The 16,497-nt window shown below is 63.9% G+C and carries 13 protein-coding genes; 8 read left to right on the top strand and 5 right to left on the bottom strand.

Annotation, left to right across the window (positions count from 1 at the left end; genetic code table 11):
- From Q8K99_09960 to Q8K99_09945, 4 genes are all read left to right on the top strand, one after another.
- A partial coding sequence (locus tag Q8K99_09960) for a UDP-N-acetylglucosamine 1-carboxyvinyltransferase (protein MDP2182874.1) occupies positions 1-882 on the top strand: 882 nt, incomplete at its 5' end.
- Positions 883-911: 29 nt separating this feature from the next.
- Positions 912-1,334: a 3-hydroxyacyl-ACP dehydratase FabZ gene (gene fabZ, locus Q8K99_09955; GenBank protein ID MDP2182873.1), complete on the top strand. Its 423-nt coding sequence runs from the start codon at positions 912-914 to the stop codon at positions 1,332-1,334.
- 65 nt (positions 1,335-1,399) lie between these two features.
- Entirely contained in the window at positions 1,400-2,695 is a 1,296-nt protein-coding gene (locus tag Q8K99_09950) for a nucleotide sugar dehydrogenase (protein ID MDP2182872.1), read from the top strand.
- Between the two features lie 198 nt (positions 2,696-2,893).
- Positions 2,894-4,333 (top strand): LCP family protein, encoded by a 1,440-nt coding sequence (locus Q8K99_09945; protein MDP2182871.1) that lies wholly within the window; start codon positions 2,894-2,896, stop codon positions 4,331-4,333.
- Between the two features lie 51 nt (positions 4,334-4,384).
- Here Q8K99_09945 and Q8K99_09940 read toward each other — a convergent pair whose 3' ends face one another.
- From Q8K99_09940 to Q8K99_09920, 5 genes are all read right to left on the bottom strand, one after another.
- Positions 4,385-5,617, bottom strand: a complete 1,233-nt coding sequence (locus tag Q8K99_09940; GenBank protein MDP2182870.1) for a glycosyltransferase family 4 protein — start codon at positions 5,615-5,617, stop codon at positions 4,385-4,387.
- A gap of 2 nt (positions 5,618-5,619) precedes the next feature.
- Positions 5,620-6,933: a UDP-glucose/GDP-mannose dehydrogenase family protein gene (locus Q8K99_09935; GenBank protein MDP2182869.1), complete on the bottom strand. Its 1,314-nt coding sequence runs from the start codon at positions 6,931-6,933 to the stop codon at positions 5,620-5,622.
- A 188-nt stretch (positions 6,934-7,121) separates the two neighbouring features.
- Positions 7,122-7,517, bottom strand: a complete 396-nt coding sequence (locus Q8K99_09930; GenBank protein MDP2182868.1) for a very short patch repair endonuclease — start codon at positions 7,515-7,517, stop codon at positions 7,122-7,124.
- Between the two features lie 9 nt (positions 7,518-7,526).
- Positions 7,527-8,390: an NgoMIV family type II restriction endonuclease gene (locus Q8K99_09925; GenBank protein ID MDP2182867.1), complete on the bottom strand. Its 864-nt coding sequence runs from the start codon at positions 8,388-8,390 to the stop codon at positions 7,527-7,529.
- The gene (locus tag Q8K99_09920; protein MDP2182866.1) at positions 8,390-9,343 is read right to left on the bottom strand and encodes a DNA cytosine methyltransferase; all 954 of its coding nucleotides are present in this window, start codon (positions 9,341-9,343) and stop codon (positions 8,390-8,392) included. The genes Q8K99_09925 and Q8K99_09920 overlap by 1 nt, the downstream gene beginning before the upstream one ends.
- A 360-nt stretch (positions 9,344-9,703) precedes the next feature.
- Here Q8K99_09920 and Q8K99_09915 point away from each other — a divergent pair, with 360 nt between their 5' ends.
- From Q8K99_09915 to Q8K99_09900, 4 genes are all read left to right on the top strand, one after another.
- Positions 9,704-10,399 (top strand): hypothetical protein, encoded by a 696-nt coding sequence (locus Q8K99_09915; protein ID MDP2182865.1) that lies wholly within the window; start codon positions 9,704-9,706, stop codon positions 10,397-10,399.
- 107 nt (positions 10,400-10,506) lie between these two features.
- The gene (locus tag Q8K99_09910) at positions 10,507-12,279 is read left to right on the top strand and encodes a cell wall-binding repeat-containing protein (protein ID MDP2182864.1); all 1,773 of its coding nucleotides are present in this window, start codon (positions 10,507-10,509) and stop codon (positions 12,277-12,279) included.
- Positions 12,280-12,375: 96 nt separating this feature from the next.
- Complete coding sequence (locus Q8K99_09905; GenBank protein ID MDP2182863.1) at positions 12,376-14,064, top strand: cell wall-binding repeat-containing protein; 1,689 nt, start codon at positions 12,376-12,378, stop codon at positions 14,062-14,064.
- Positions 14,065-14,158: 94 nt separating this feature from the next.
- Positions 14,159-16,375 carry a cell wall-binding repeat-containing protein gene (locus Q8K99_09900; GenBank protein MDP2182862.1) on the top strand — a complete coding sequence of 739 codons (2,217 nt, stop codon included), beginning with the start codon at positions 14,159-14,161 and terminating at the stop codon, positions 16,373-16,375.
- Positions 16,376-16,497 lie beyond the last annotated feature (122 nt).

Raw genomic sequence — 16,497 nt, 5'->3', positions numbered from 1 at the left:
CTCGAAGAGCTGGGCGTCGACATCGTCCTTGGACACGGGTACATCCATGCTTCGGCACCGCATGGTCTGCACTCTGCGAACGTGACCCTGGACTTCCCGAGCGTCGGCGCGACGGAGAATCTCCTGACCGCTTCGGTGCTTGCGTCTGGAACGACTGTGATCGAGAACGCGGCGCGCGAACCCGAGATCGCCGATCTCGCGGCTTTCCTGAACGGCATGGGCGCGCGGATCGAAGGGGCAGGCTCGCCGGTGATTCAGATCGAAGGCGTGGACCGTCTGCACCCTGCTGACCACCGCGTTGTGGGAGACCGCATCGAGGCAGGTACGTTCGTGATCGCCGGAGCGATCGCCGGGGGTCCCGTCAGGGTACGGGGTTTCGATCCCTCGCACCTCGACATACTGCTTGCCAAGCTTGTGCAGGCGGGGTGCACTGTCGAGCGGCACGAGGACGGCGTCACCGTCGCTCGCGGCGAAACACTCGCTGCTGTCGATGCACAGACCCTGCCGTACCCTGGGTTTCCGACCGACATGCAGGCGCAATTCATGGCGCTCATGACAGTGGCCGAGGGAAGCTGCGTGATTACCGAGAACGTCTTCGAGAACAGGTTCATGTTCGCCGATGAACTGAGCCGTATGGGCGCGGACATCCGCATCGAGAGCCATCACGCGCTCGTGAAGGGGGTGACGCGACTCTCGGGAGCGCCCGTTCGCTCCCCCGATCTTCGAGGAGGCGCGGCGCTTGTGCTTGCGGCACTGGTTGCCGAGGGCTATACGCAGGTCGCCGACGTCCACCACATCGACAGGGGATACGAGCGATTCGTCGAGAAGCTGCGGTCTATCGGAGCCGACATCGAACTGCACGAGGACGACGAGCGACCGTGACGAGGGACATGACAGAAGGGGACCGCCCGATGCTGGACAAGCATGCAATCGAGGAGATCATCCCGCACAGGACTCCCTTCCTGCTCGTGGACCGCGTCGAAGACATGGTTCCCGGCGAGCGGGCGGTCGGCTTTCTGGACGTTCGGGAGGACGCATTCTGGGTCCCGGGCCACTTTCCCGACTACGCCGTCATGCCAGGCGTTCTCGTCGTGGAGGCGATGGCGCAGGTCGGTGCGGTTGCCCTGCTCTCGCTTGCGGAGAACCGAGGGAAGCTTGCGTTCTTCGGCGGGATCGATGGCGTCAGATTCAAGCGGCAGGTCGTTCCCGGCGAGACGCTGCGCATGGTCGTCGAGATCACCAAGCGTCGTGGGCCGATCGGATTCGGCACCGCGAGGGCGTTCGTTGGCGAAGAACTCGCGTGCGCTGGCGAGCTCATGTTTGCGATAAGATAGCGTGTCCCTGACTGGGGAGACAGGGCAACGACCTTCCCGACCGTCCGAACTGAGGGGTACTCCACATGGCACTCGATCAGCGTCTCGCCGACGGCACCGCAGTCCTTGGTGTGGTTGGCCTCGGCTATGTCGGCCTTCCGCTGGCTGTCGAGATGGGCAAGGCGGGACATCGTGTCGTTGGGTTCGACGTCTCGACGGAGAAAGTCGGTCTCGCCGGCGCGGGCACGAGCTACATCCCCGATGTCTCTGTCGAGGATCTGACCGCGCTCGTTGAAGCCGGCCTATTTGAGGCGACGACCGACTTCGCCCGCGTGTCCGAGTGCGACGCTTTGGCGATCTGCGTGCCGACACCGCTCGACGACATGAAGGAGCCCGACACGAGCTACATGGAAAGAGCGGCTGAGTCGATCACCCCGCACCTGCACGCTGACATGCTCGTCACGCTCGAGTCGACCACCTATCCAGGCACGACCGAGGAGATCATCCAGCCCATTATTGAGCGGTCGGGGCTGACTGTCGGCACCGATATCTACCTTGCGTTCTCACCTGAGCGCGTCGACCCCGGCAACAGGACGCACCAGACCAAGAACACCCCGAAGGTTGTCGGCGGGGTCACGCCAGCGTGCACCGCTCACGCTGTCGCACTATACGAGCGCTTCATCGACACAGTTGTACCTGTCAGTTCCACCCGCGCAGCCGAGATGACCAAGCTGCTCGAGAACATCTTCCGGAGCGTGAACATCGCGCTCGTGAACGAGCTTCTGGTGCTGTCCGAGCGAATGGGCATCAACCTTTGGGAAGTAATCGACGCGGCCAAGACGAAGCCGTTCGGCTTCATGCCGTTCTATCCCGGCCCAGGCCTTGGCGGTCACTGCATCCCGATCGATCCGTTCTACCTCTCGTGGAAGGCCCGTGAGTACGACTTCCATACGGAGTTCATCGAGCTATCCGGCAAGACCAACGAGTTCATGCCGTACTACGTCGTCCAGCGCCTGATGGACGCTCTCAACGGGCACCGCAAGGCACTTGGTGGTTCGCGCGTGCTCATCCTTGGCGTGGCGTACAAGAGCGACATCGACGACATGCGGGAGTCCCCGGCCATCAAGATCGCGGAACTGCTTCTCGCCAAGGAAGCCGACCTGGTCTTCCACGACCCCTACGTGGCGCGCTTCACCGTTGCCGGCGCGGAGATTCCCCGTGTCGACCTGACTGCCGAGGAACTCGCCGCCGCAGATGCGATTCTGCTGGTGACCGATCACTCGAACGTGGACTACGAGCTTGTTGCCTCCTCGGCGGCGCTGGTTCTCGACACGCGCAACGCTTTGAGAGCCCACGATGGCGACAACGTGGTCCGCTTGTAGGCAACGAGTCCTGCGTAACGGCTTCGTCACGGATGGTGCGAGAACCGCTCCGCTTATACAGACTGTGAAGGGATTCTCGCCCACCGAGGGGGAGTGGTCGCCCCGCAAAGGTCCTGGTCCGCCGCCGTGAGATGTGGTGTTCCTGTGACCGGGGGGCGCAGCGGCCATCAGATGCGTACAATCATCGACTGAGGAGACATGGGCAAGCACTCGGCGCGAGACAGCAAAGGTCTAGGCGGGCCACGCACGTCACACCGCACTGCGCGGCTCGATGACGCGCGTCCGGCTCCACCGCGTTCGCGCAAGCGAGGGCCTCTCGAGGAGTCGCCCGAACTGCCCGTTCACCGACAGCGTCGCAAGGGTCTGCGCAAGCGCGTGCTCGCCATCATCGGGCTTGCGCTGCTCGTGCTCATACTCGCCGGTGGCGTGTGGGCGTACGCCTTCATGCGCTCGATCAACAACGAGTTCCAGGACGATGTCGTCAAAGACGACAAGCTGGCGGAGGTTCTCACGAAGCCGGAGCCGGCGAAGCCGTTCACGATCCTTCTCCTTGGCAGCGATGTCAGGCCGGATGAGGAGGCAGCGCGCGCGGACACGATCATCGTGGCCAAGGTGGATCCCGAAGCGAAGCGCGTCTGGATGATCTCCATCCCGCGCGATACCCGGGTCGAGGTCCCCGGCTATGGAATCGAGAAGATCAACGCCGCCAACTTCCATGGCGGACCGGCGCTGGCCGTCGAAACCGTCGAGAAGTTCCTCGGCGTTCCGATCAACCACTACATGGAGATCGACTTCGAAGGCTTCCAGAGCATCGTCGACGCGCTTGGGGGAGTCTACATCGACGTCGACGTAGAGATCGATGACTGGAAGGCGGCGAGCCACAGCAAGCACCACAAGGCGAGCCACATCGATCCCGGATACCAGCTTCTCGACGGCGAGTACGCGTTGACCTACGTGCGAAGCCGCAACTTCCCGGACTCGGATTTCACCCGGATGCAACACCAGCAGGCCTTCTTCAAGGCGCTTGCGAAGCAGTCGACCCGTTGGGACAACCTGTTCAAGCTTCCCGGGGCCATCCGCGAGTTTGCGAAGGCCACAACAACCGACATGAGTGTTGGCAAGATGTTCGGGGTGGCGAGTGCCTTGCGAGGGCTCGCTGTGGATAGCGTGCAAACGGCCACCCTCGTGGGCGAGTGGCGGACCCCGTACGTCTGGACCGACGAGGAGCTCAAGGACCGTCTGGTGACGGCGTTCAAGGAAGGCGGGGACATCGAGACCGCCAAGGAGCCCGACCAGGCGAGTGAGATCAGACCGCAAGACGTGACGGTCACCATACGCAACGGCGGGGGCATCAGCGGAATCGCCGCACAGTGTTCCGACACGCTCAAGACCGCCGGGTTCGACGTGCGTGGGGTCGGCAACGCGAACCAGTTCGTCTATGACGAGACGCTTGTCGTCTACCGGGAGGGCGACGCTGCGGCCAACGCTGCGGCCAACGCTGCGGCTGCCGTGCTTCCGGCGGCCAAGGTGATTTCGAGCAGAGGGATGTATCTGTTCAACACCGACGTTCTCGTCGTTGTCGGAAAGGACTGGCCGGAGGCGTATGCCGCCGCCGGTGAGAGGGCCATCACGCAGTAGGTCACGGGTGTCGGCAGGGTGCTTCGCTCTCGCTGCTCGGAACGCCGCAGGCTATCGATACGACCGACGCACGATCTCTCCAAGAAGGCCGATGACGCGCCTGGCGAGTTCGTCGCGGCTGAACTCGCGCTCCGCGAGCGCTCTGCCCGCTGCCCCCATTGCGAGAGCCGACTCCGGATCGTCGGCGATCTGCTCGATCGCGTCGGCGAGTGCTGCGCCATCACCCGGTGGGACGAAGACACCGGCGCTTTCTTCCTCGACGAGTTCGCGTGTCCAACCCGGGGAGTTCACGATCATCGGACGACCGGTCGCGAGCCCGTCGAAGAACTTGTTGGGCGAGTTCGTCGCCAGAATCGGCAGATCCTTGAAGAGTGTCATCAGGACATCTGCTGTTCGGAGCAGGCGGGGTACCTCGCGTTTAGGAAGAGTCCCGGCCAGCACGAGGTTGTCGAGCCCGCCGTCCTCCTTGGCCTGCAAGAGGGTTGGAAGCGACTTGCCGTCGCCGGCGATGAGGAACACGATGTCGTCCCGTCCGCGCCCGGCAAGGATGCGGGCGGCTTCCGGCACCGAGTCTTCGAGCGCGTTGGTGGGTGCTATGGCCCCGGCGTAGCCGACAACGAACTTGTCGCCCAGGCTGAACCGCTCGACGAGTTCGGGGTCCTTGTCGCCGGGCTCGAAGAGGTCGAGATCGCAGGCGTTCGGAATCATGTGGACCCTTTCGGGGGCGATTCCGGTCGAAACGACCCCGTCGACCATACCGGGAGAAAGGGCGATGATCGCCTTCGCGCGCCGGTAGAGGAAGCGCTCGAGTGCGGTGCCAAGACGGGCGAGCAGGCTGTTCGGCCTGATCGCGCCTATCTGGATGGCTGCCTCCGGCCACAGATCGCGGACCTCGAACACGAAGGGCGCGCCGCGCAATGCCGCTGCGATCCAGCCGGGAATGCCGACAGTGAGCGGTGTCGATGTGGCGAACACCACATCAGGCCTGGGTCCGGTGACCGCAAGCCATGTGGCCCCGAACATGAACATCGCGAACGACCAGATTCGACGCGGGTAGCTCATGTAGTTCGAGTAGGTGATGTGCACAGAGCGCACGTCGATGCCGTCGATGGTCCCGCGGACGAACATCTTGCGTGAGTACTCCTCGGGCAGGCGCGAGCTGCTCGTCACCATGGTGACCTGGTGCCCGTCGTCCACCATGCGCCGTGCGAACTCGTATGAGCGGATGAGCCCAAGCGAGGAGTCCCGCGTCGCGAAGAACTGGTGGACGTACAGGACTCGCATGGCTACAGGTCGTTCGAGATCTGCAACCTGCCCCGGCCAACCGCCATGTACTCCAGCCCCGCCAAGGAGACGGCATCCGCATCGAGGATGTTTCGGCCGTCGAAGATGATGCCCGGGTCGGCCATCACGCTGCGCACACGAGACCAGTCGAGGCCTACGAACTCGGGCCACTCGGTGACGAGCACAGCAGCCGAGGCACCCTCGAGCGCTTCCCACACAGTGTCGACCCGGCTCGCGCCAGCGACGGGTATCTCGGCCGCGAGGGGGTCGTAGATGACGACATCGGCACCCTCCTCGGCGAGCAGGGGAACTATGTCGAGGGCGGGGGACTCGCGCACGTCGTCGGTGTGCGGCTTGAACGACAGGCCGAGGACGGCGACGCGGTGTCCGGTCATGTCGGGGATGCGGCGACGCAAACGCGTCACCGGGAGCAGGCGCTGGCGGTTGTTGACCTCGATGACGGCTTTGAGCAGGTTGAACTGGTAGCCGTGGAGTGTCGAGATGAAGTCGAGGGCGCGGGTGTCCTTGGGGAAGCACGAGCCGCCGTAGCCGATGCCTGCGCTGAGGAACTGCGAGCCGATTCGGGCGTCGAGTCCGATTCCATGCGAGACATCGTCGATGTCGGCGCCTACACGGTCGCACAGGTTGGCGATCTCGTTGATGAAGGAGATCTTGGTCGATAGAAACGCGTTGCTCGCGTACTTGATCGTCTCCGCGCTTGCGATGTCGGTTGCGACAATCGGGGCGTCGATGTCGGAGTACAGCGACTTCATGTCCTCGACGGCCTGCGGGTCCTCGGCGCCGAGCACGATGCGGTCGGTCTTGAACCAGTCTTCGACGGCGTGGCCTTCGCGGAGGAACTCGGGGTTGGAGCAGTACCGGATCGGCACCGCGGCATCTTGGAGGAAGCGTGCGCGGAGGTGCATGCCAGTCCCCGGAGGGACGGTGGACTTCATGACGAGCGTGATCGGCTTGGTCGCTGCCTTGGCGATCTCGGAGACCGCTGCCCGCACGTAGCTCAGATCGGCTGCCCCGTTGTCGGCCATCGGCGTACCGACAGCGATGATCACGATATCGCCCAGAAGCTCTGACCATCCGCCCTCGGGGGTTGAGAAGCTCAGGTTGCCGTCCGCAAGGCCTTTCGCCAGCACGTCTTCAAGTCCCGGTTCGTAGATCGGGCTCTTACCGTCGCGCAGCATGGCCACCTTGGACTCGTCGATATCCACGCCGGTCACATCGTGACCGGAAGCCGCGAGACACGCAGCCGAAACCAGGCCGACGTAGCCGGTGCCAACCACCGTCACTGACCAGGGCATTCGTTTCTCCATCGTCGGTTTCTCGAGGGCGCCAGGCGCCCCGGCTAGGGTATCACAGGGGGTAGGGGGTGTCAGCCGGGTGGTAACGTGTTTGCGGATAACCCGCGCGCCAGCGCTTACAGAGTACGGCAACCGCGCGCGTCGGTGTTGATGCGCGGGTTATCCACGTCCTGTGATCTCCCGTGCCGCTAACTCATGAAGGTGACCAGCCGCTCTGTCAGAGCCTCGGTGTCGTGGAGTTCGCACTCCCACACAACCAGAACCGTCCATCCGGCCTCGACGAGACGGCGGGCGTTCGCGGCGTCTCGATCCCGGTTTCGCTGGATCTTTGGAATCCAGTAGTCCTGATTCGACTTGGGCTTGCGTGTTCCCTCATGGCAGTCGTGGCCATGCCAGAAGCAGCCATGTACGAAGATCGCCTTCCCTCTTCCGACGAACGCAACATCAGGCTTGCCGGGAACATCACTCCGGTGAAGACGATAGCCCGTGTACCCGAGCTCCCGGAGGACCTTGCGCAGCTCCAACTCCGGCAGCGTGTCCTCACTGCGGATGCGGCGCATGTTCTCACTCCGGCTCATCGCCATGCGCGGTCCCTAGACGGCGAGATCAAGCGGCAAGTCGGACACGTCCTTCAGACGGTCACCGTCAACCATGACGGTTAGCATGTCAGCGGCGTCTTGCATGTCGAGTAACTCGAGGGTCTCCCGTAGCTCATAGAGCGCGAAGTGGTATACGCAATCGACGTCGCCGGTGCCCAAGGCAATGGACGCGAGCCTACTGGGAGTTGGCTCTGCAGTCACTACGACCACGTGCGGCAGCCGCCCCTTGCGATTGCGGACCAGGTTCAGCGCCTCTGACCTCGCGTTCTGTGCGCGGTCACTGCGGATGGTCCACTTGCAGGAGATGCTCGCATGCAGAAGGGGGAGGCCACCCTCCCTGCGCCTCAGACTCGCCAGTGTCGCGACACGGTCGTTCACCAGCAGGTGAGGGGTGTTGATCGTCTCGTCATCTTCCGTGTCTCTGACGATGACGACATCCGGAGTGATTGTGTAGTCACTTCCGAGCGCCGCCGCCAGCTCCGGGTCGCTCTTGGCGGCGTTGTCGAGGGCAACTAGATGGGAGTACTGCTCGTAGCGGGCGATCTCGAGCCGGTTGCGGCCTCTAACGTGCTGCACCTCCCATCTTCCGGGTCTCAGGTGTCCGAGCTTGAGGAATGTCTGCCTCACATAGTCGGCGCATAGCGACTCAAACTGGTGCCCGGAGGTCTGACCCGCTGCGCGTTTGCCAACGGTCTCTGCCTTCAGCAGATCCGCAATCCCCTTCGCAATCTTGATGCTCGTCTGGTTTGAGCCGTCGCTGTTGCTCGGTCGCCCTTGGAGGTCGACAGTCAGGCACGATTCCAGCAGAGCCTCGTGGAAAGCCCTCCTGGCCATGGCGAACTCAGCGCGTTCATACATCAGGCGACCTTGAAGCTACGTCTTGTGGACAACGCCTTGGCTATCTGCCGAGCCACGGCTTCCGCGACGGGCGGTGGGAAGGCATTGCCGATCTGCCGATACGTGGCTGTCTTGCGCCCTGCAAACTGCCAGTCATCAGGGAAGCCCTGCACTCGCGCGGTCATCCGCGTGGTTAGACGCGGCATACCCACGAAATCGGGATCTGGAGCTGCGTCCCACAATCCGCGTCCGTCCACACCCAGAGACTCCCAAGCGTGGCGGGCGCGTGTCGGACCGAGATCGGGTCCACCGTGCTTCTTGGACCCGCCGACTAGCGTCGGTGCGATGCTGTTCGCGCGCTTGCGCCATTCGTCAACAGCACGCCAGCCGTTTGCCCCCATGAGGTCGTGCAGGAGTTCACCCACTGTTGAGGGTTCGACCGTGTGGGGTACCGGCCATTCGAATCGATTTGCGATGTCCTTCCGGATCCCAACGAATACGACCCTTGGCCGCAGCTGAGAGACACCAAAATCGGATGCGTTGAGCAGACGCCACCCAGGCACATATCCAAGGCTGCTGAGTTGATGTTCAACCTTGTTGCGATAGTCGTCGAATACTGCGTCCAGAAGGCCGCGGACGTTCTCGAGCATTACGGCGGCCGGGCGGCACTCGTCGACTAAACGAATAGCCTCTGGGAACAAGTCACGCTCGTCGCGGGCGCCCAGCTGCTTGCCAGCCTTGGAGAACGGCGGGCATGGCACGCCACCCGCGAGAAGGTCCACGCCCTTGTACTCGGTCGCGTCAAACGCGCACAAGTCGCGCTGGATGACGTTCCAATGGGGCCGGTTCGCCCGAAGAGTCTCGCAAGCAACCGGTTCGATCTCCACTAGCGCGGAATGGTCGAACCCAGCCATCTCCAATCCAAACGCTTGGCCACCTGCTCCTGAGCAGATCTCAACCGAGTTGAAGTTCAAGGCGTGCTCCCCTTCCGCTGCATCCAGGTCAGATCCCAATCTAACTATCGTAGCAAGACTAGAGGGCTTGTCACGAAGTGGCATTCATTGGCCCAGCATATACGAACACATGTTCGTTTGCCAGCTTCCAACGGGTCCGCGTGCTGGACCGCGTGCTGGACGGTGGTTAACCCGGGCGTTATCGACGCGCGTGGCGCCTGCAGGGGACGGAGCGAGGGATCTACGGGATGGAAATCTCCACTTGTCCGCCACAAACCTGAGTGCCCCGCAAGATTGCGCCCCCAGATGCGCGACGGTAGTATTCGTCCTGTCGTATCAGCCGCGGCCGTCTGGCCGCGTTGTGCTGCAAGGGGGATCCGCGTGAGTGAAGGTGACTCCAAGAGTCGCACCGAGGGCGAAGCCAGCGAAGGCACGCTCTCGGGGATCGTCGGGTTCTTCAAGACCCGCGCAGGCATGGCCGTTCTCGCACTCGCGTTCGTGGCGTTGGTCGGCGCCGGTATCGCCCTGGCGATGCGGTCGGGAGACACCCCAAGCGGCTTCCCGAGTTCGCTTGAGTCCACCGACGGCACCGGCACAGCGGGTGCGGACACGACCGCCACGCCGGGCACCGACCCGGCGCAGATGGCCGACAATCCCGATGGCACCTCCTCGGACGGCAAGATCACGCCTCCACCCGGAGGGCCTCAGAACCAGCCCATCGCCAAGGAGGGCAGCGAGCTTGCAACGCTTACCGCGCCGCCCCCCAAGACTCTCGGGCTGCTGAAGCTTCCAGAAGGCTTCACATCGGCGGTCTATGAGATGACGTTCTCCCCCTACGGGTGGGGACCGGGCGGACCGACAAGCGGTCATCTTGTCGCCAAGATCGAGAAGTCGGTGGGCCGTAGCGGTCAGACGGACGAGTTCCGCGACATGACCGGCGCGAACGCCAGCCTTTGGACATCACCGATGGCTGCCGAGGTGATTGAAGTGGGCGGTACGTACGTCGGGACCGTCGAGGTTCGAGCCCGCGGCGATGTTGGTGCACTGTTCCTCACGGACGTCAAACCCAAGAAGTAGCGTCCAGCCGCATTGCCGGACTGGCGGGCTGGCGACGCGGTAGCGCGGATGGGCCGCTCGCGGATACACTGGACGGGCGAGCCCGACCGACAGCGGAGGACACACCGATGAGTGACTCGCGCGATGCGGCGCTGACGTTGAGCTGCGCTTGCCTGAAAGCGGCGCCCCGCCATACCCGACGAGTCGCCCCAGTTCTCCTGCACTTCGTGCTCCTGACAGCATTGCTCGTCTCGCTCGTCTGGGCACCGCCCGGTGCTGTTGCCGCGACCTGGCCGGACGGTGTAGCCAAGGTCGAGGTATCAGCCGAGCGAATCGCCGGACAGAACCGCTACGACACTGCGGTTGCGATCGCCAAGAAGGCGTATCCGGGATGGGCAGGCGTCAGACACGTGATCGTCGCCTCGGGCGAGGACCGTGCGGCGGCGGACCCTCTTGCGGCGGCAAGCCTCTCCTGGGCCTACGACGCGCCGCTCCTGCTTGTGAAGGCATCAGACACTCCGGCCGTCGTGGAATCGGCGCTGCGAGACATGGTCTCGGTGAACACGACCGTGACGGTTCACGTCGTAGGTGGCTCAAGGTCTGTGCCTTGGGCACGCATCAAGGAGATGCGTGCCATCGTGGGACGCGGCAGAATCGAGCAGCCCTGGCCGAACGGTACCCGTTATGACCTGGCACGGGGCATCGCGCTGCGAGTACGCGACATCGCGGCTCAGACCGGTCGCACCCGGCCCGGCACCGTGTTCGTTGCCAATGGCGCCGACGCAAACACGTTCTTCGACGCACTCTCCCTGTCTGCCGTATCTGCGGCCAGGGGTGTGCCGATTCTGCTTGTGGCTCGTGATTCGGTTCCCGGGCCTACCGCCTCGGCTCTCAGGTCGCTTGCGGCGACTGACGTGGTCGTGGCAGGCGGCACCGCGACGGTCTCGAAGACCACTGCCAGCGCCGTTCGCGCGAGTGCGCGTTGGTCAGGCGCCAACCGGTACGCAACCTCGGCCGAGATAGCGCGGGCAGCCGTGAAGCGCGGTCTCCTTGGGACAGCTGACGTGGCACTCGTGGCCAAGCTGCCCGATGCGGTGACGGGCGCTGCCCTGATGGGCCGCCTTGGTGGACCGCTGCTCCTTACTGAGACGCGGAACATATCGCAAGACCCGGCAAGGGTCCTTGGCGGGGCGTATGGGCCGGTTGGCCGGTGTCTGGTTCTGGGCGGATCTCACAGCGTCTCGAAGAGTGTGATGTCGGAGCTTGCAGGGGCGCCGGCAGCGCCGTTGTTCCTGTCGCCGGATTCGCGGACGGCCAAGAAGGGTCGAGTGAAGACCCGCCTTGGAGTCAACACCACGACGGTGGCGCTTTACGCCGGCACCAAGCTCGTGGGAACGAGGACGGCCGTGCCGTTTGCGACGGTTGATTTCGGGGCCATGGAGATGCCCAAGGACGGCGGGACGTTGAAGCTGGTGGCCGGGAATCCGGACGGCAAGAGCGGGTCGTCGACGAAGACGATACGACGCTTGTCGTATCCGGCGTCGACGAGCATCGTGATCGACAAGTCGGATTTCAGGCTCTACTGGGTGAAGAACGACGTGCTCGTGAGGGCATATCCGATAGCGATCGGCCGCGACGGCATGGAAACGCCGCCGGCGCTATGGAAGATTCTCGCGAAGTACCACACGAGCCCGACCAGCGTCTATGGACCGAGGAAGATGCGTCTGTTCCGGAAGAGCGGCTCCCGCTACGTCTATACGGCGTATGGGATACACGGCACCAACCAGGAATGGGTCATCGGCACGAAGGCGTCACACGGATGCATTCGCATGTACAACAAGGACGTGCTCGAGCTGTTCCCGCAGGTACCATTGGGCACGCTCGTTCAGACGCGCCAGTAGCCGCTTTGGCCGGAAGGGGCGCGCGATGCTATACTGCGACGTTGAACGGCCTGAACGTGTCGAAGTCGTAGTCTATTCGTAGCAGATTGGGTGAGTATGCTTTCCACTCAGGCGACACAGCGCCGTCTCTGGCGTCTCGTTAGGTTCGCGTGTGTTGCGGTTCTGATCTGCGCCACGCTTCCGACTCCCGCCCTCGCTGACCCCATCCGCCCCGCTTCGCTGCACATCGCCATCGATGCCGGACATGGCGGCGGCTACTCGGGCGCCTACTACGGTGGGACTGCCGAGAAGACTCTCAACCTGGCGATAGCCAAGAAGGTCGCCGCGACTCTCCGCTCGCGCGGATACCGCGTAACGCTCACGCGGTCGGATGACACCAAGGTCTACCGGGGCGGCGGCATCAAGACCTGGCTGTGGGACTCCAAGCTTGACGCCTACCGCTACTCCGATTGGCCAGCCACCGACTCGACCGACCGGCTTCGGCAGGATCTGCAGGCCCGTTGTGATGTCGCCAACGCGTCCGGCGCCGACCTCTTCGTATCCATTCACAACAATGCCGCCAGTTCCTCGGCTGTTGGAGCGGAATCGTACCGCGCGCCGAACGATCCCTTGGGAAACCAGTTCGCCGAGGACGTGCAAGACGAGCTGATCGACGCGACCGGTGCGTCCGACCGGGGTGTCCACTCGGCGAAGTTCTACGTGATCCGGTGGAGCAACATGCCAGCCGTGCTCGTCGAGTGCGGCTTCATGTCGAACTCGTCCGAGCTGTCGCGGCTTCGGTCGTCGTCGTATCAAGGCAAGGTCGCGCGCGGCATCGCCGACGGAATCGAGCGGTTCGCCGACAGGACTGTCGACGAGACGTTCGATCGCTGGTGGGGCGCGGACCGGTACGAGACGGCAGCCGCAGTCTCACGGGCCGGGTGGGATCGCGCTCCAGCGGTCGTCCTTGCGTCGGGAGTCAAGTTCGCCGACAGCCTCGTGGCCGCACCGCTCGCCACCAAGCTTGGGGGCCCGATACTGACGACCGGTGGCGACAAGCTGCCGAACGTGATCGCCGGCGAGATCAAGCGACTCGCACCCTCGCGGATAGTCGTCGTGGGCGGCCCGGACTCGGTGCCCGACAGCGTGGTGCGAGAGGCCGCGGCCGCGGCGGGACTCGATGTGAGCAAGCCGGCGCAGGTCCGCCGCATCGGGGGCAGGGACCGCTACGAGGTGTCCATGAACGTCGCCCGCGAGATGAGCAGCGAGCCTTCGACTGGGGTCGTTGTCGCATCTGGCGAGGTCTTCCCCGATGCGCTCAGCATCGCGGCCAGCGCCGCGCAGAAGGGCCAGCCGATACTGCTCGCATCGCGAGCCCGGCTCGCCCCACAGATCAAGGACTACATCGTCGGCGGCGACAAGCAGCGGCCGGTCACGGTCGTGGGTGGCACGACGACCCTGCCCGAGGCCGTGCTCGAGGGTATCGAGTACACGCGACTGGCCGGTGCCACGCGCTACGAGACCAACTGGGCGGTGTTCAACGCTCGCTACGACGAGGCCGCCCGGTTGAGACCGGTCATAGCGTCGTCCCAGGTGTTTCCCGATGCGCTTGTCGTAGGACCTCTCGCGGCTCGCGAAGGGCGGCCGATACTCCTTGTGGGCAAGAGTGCCATGCCGGGGTATGTTCGCCAGTGGGTCTACAATCGGCGTGCCGAGGAGATCGATGCTGTCGTCGCGGGTGGACCCGCTTCGATCTCGGCGTACATATCGAAGATGTTCGTGAAGATGGAGATGAACAGCTACTGATGGCCAGAGGCTCGCTTCGGCAGGCTCGTGGCCTCTGCTACCTGGAAGGACCCGGCTTGTGAGGTATCTCAGATATGACTGTAGTCGTGGTCGTGTGCGGCTTCTCCGCATCGTCCGCCTTGCACTTGCCGTCGCATTGTGCGCCGGCATCGGGATGACGGGTCCTGCTCCGGCGGTTGCGGCCGCATACCCCGACTTCACCTTCACCGGCTTTGGCTGGGGGCACGGTATCGGTATGAGCCAGTGGGGCGCAAAGGGCTGGGCCGAGCACGGCAAGTCCTGGGAGTGGATCTCTACGTACTACTTCCCGGGCTCGTATCTGGGCACGATCGGCGACCCAGAGATGTCCGTCTACCTCGACACATCACACGCGTTCAAGACGAGCTACACGCTCCGACCGTCCACAGGCAAGCTGCTCACGGTCGCCGGTACGGCTGGCCAGGCAGATGAGGCGGTCACCTTCACTGCCGCGAGCGGCAAGGTCAAGGCGACCGGCAGCAAGGGGACGAGCTTCGGCACGCTCGGCGACAAGGTGCGCGTGACCACCAACGCCTCGCCGAGGATCATCCAGGTCGCCGAGAAGTCCGGCTACCGCATGCTCGAGAACCGCTGGTACCGCGGCGACATGGAGTTGCGTGCCGGCACGAGCACCGTGCAGTTGCGCAATCTCCTCGGCATGGAGGGCTACATCAAGGGCGTCATTCCCGGCGAGATGGGGAGCGCTTCCTGGGACATGGATGCACTGAAGACGCAGGCCGTCATGGCGCGCTCGTACGCGTACTACGCCTACAAGGTGAACCGCGCGGTCGAGTGTGATACCGATGATCAGGTCTACGTGGGATACAGCTCAGAGAACGATACGCTGAACAGTGCTGTCGACGGGACGGCCGGCAAGGTCGTGAAGCACAGCAAGGCGCCGTCCACGTACGACAACGTCGTGCAGACGTTCTTCCACTCGAGCTCAGGCGGGCATACCGCCAAGATCGAAAACATATGGACGGGCACGGGATTCCCCTCGACGTCGTACCCCTACTTCGGTGGAGTCGACGATCCGTATTGCGATGACGCCGGAAGCCCGAACGACCCCTGGCCATCTGTGACGAAGGACGGCATGCAGATCGCCAAGGCCATCGCACCCAAGATCACGGGGGAGCCCTCCGGGGCCGGGAGCACGGTATGGGTGAAGTCGATCTCGATCTACCGCTTCCCGGACTCGGGATTCGTGAATACGGTGACCTTGACCTGGTCCAACGGTGCGAAGTCAACCGGAGTCGGCGGCTACACTCTTTCGAGCGCTCTTGGACTGAAGAGCCGCAAGTACTACGTGGGCGTACCGTACGATCGCATCGCCTACAGCGACCGCTACACAACCGCGGTCGAGGTCTCACGCAACCTGTATCCGACGGGGAGTCTGCCGCAAGCGGTCGTCATCGCCAACGGCGCTGATGCCAAGTATGCTGATTCGCTCACCGCGTCCGGGCTCGCAGGACTTGCAAAGGGGCCGGTACTCCTCGTCTACGCCGATGCGTTGACCAAGGACATGATCTCGGAGCTGACAAGGCTCAAAGGCCTTGGTGCGACGAAAGCCTACATCGTCGGGGGGACGGCCAGCGTCAAGCCGGTCGTTGCGAGCACCATCGCGTCGGTCTTCGGCTCTGCGAACGTTGAGCGCCTGGCCGGCAGCACGCGGTATGGTACCGACCGTTATGGGACCGCTGCGAGCGTTGCCATGAAGATGAAGGCGCTCGGAGCGGACGGGTCGATGGTGCTCGTAGCATCCGGCGAGAAGTGGACTGATGCGGCCATCGCGAGCGCGACGTCGGCCGGATCGGGACGCCCCGTCGTGCTGATCGCCTCGAGCAGACTACCCGCCGGTTCGGGGAACGTTCTCCGCGACCTCGGGGCCACGCAGTGCGCAGTCTTCGGCGGACCGAACACTATCGGTGACGCGGCGATGAAGCAGCTGTTGGCCGTGACGGGCGAGACTGCACCGGCGAAGCGGTTTGGGACGACAGGTACTCGCTACGACGTCGCGGTGCAGGCTGCGCGGTGGTGTCAGAGCTCATTCGGGTTCGTCGTCACCAAGGTGTACGTAGCGACCGGGGAGAGATTCCCGGACTCCGTTACCGGCGGCGTGCTCGCAGCGGCGAACAAGAACCCGCTGGTGCTGACGGCGACTTCGTCGCTGCCCCGCGCGACAGAGCTATACCTCGAGAGCTGTGCCGGCACGTGCGAACGTCTTGTGATCGTGGGCGGGACAGCGTCAGTCAGCGATGAGGTCGTGCGCCGGATCGCACAGGTGCTCGACTAGGTTGTCCTATCTCCGAGTCGTCGCGACATTTCGGGGTCCGTTGTCGCCCTGATTGGGGCGGCGCATCGCTTCTGCAAGGACTGCCCAAGGTTCAAGCAGAAAGAGCGCCGCCCCATGACCAA

The sequence above is a fragment of the Actinomycetota bacterium genome, from assembly GCA_030682655.1.
Lineage (GTDB): Bacteria > Actinomycetota > Coriobacteriia > Anaerosomatales > JAUXNU01 > JAUXNU01.
Note: the sequence above shows the minus strand (reverse complement) of the source record. Positions and strands in the feature narration are given on the sequence as shown.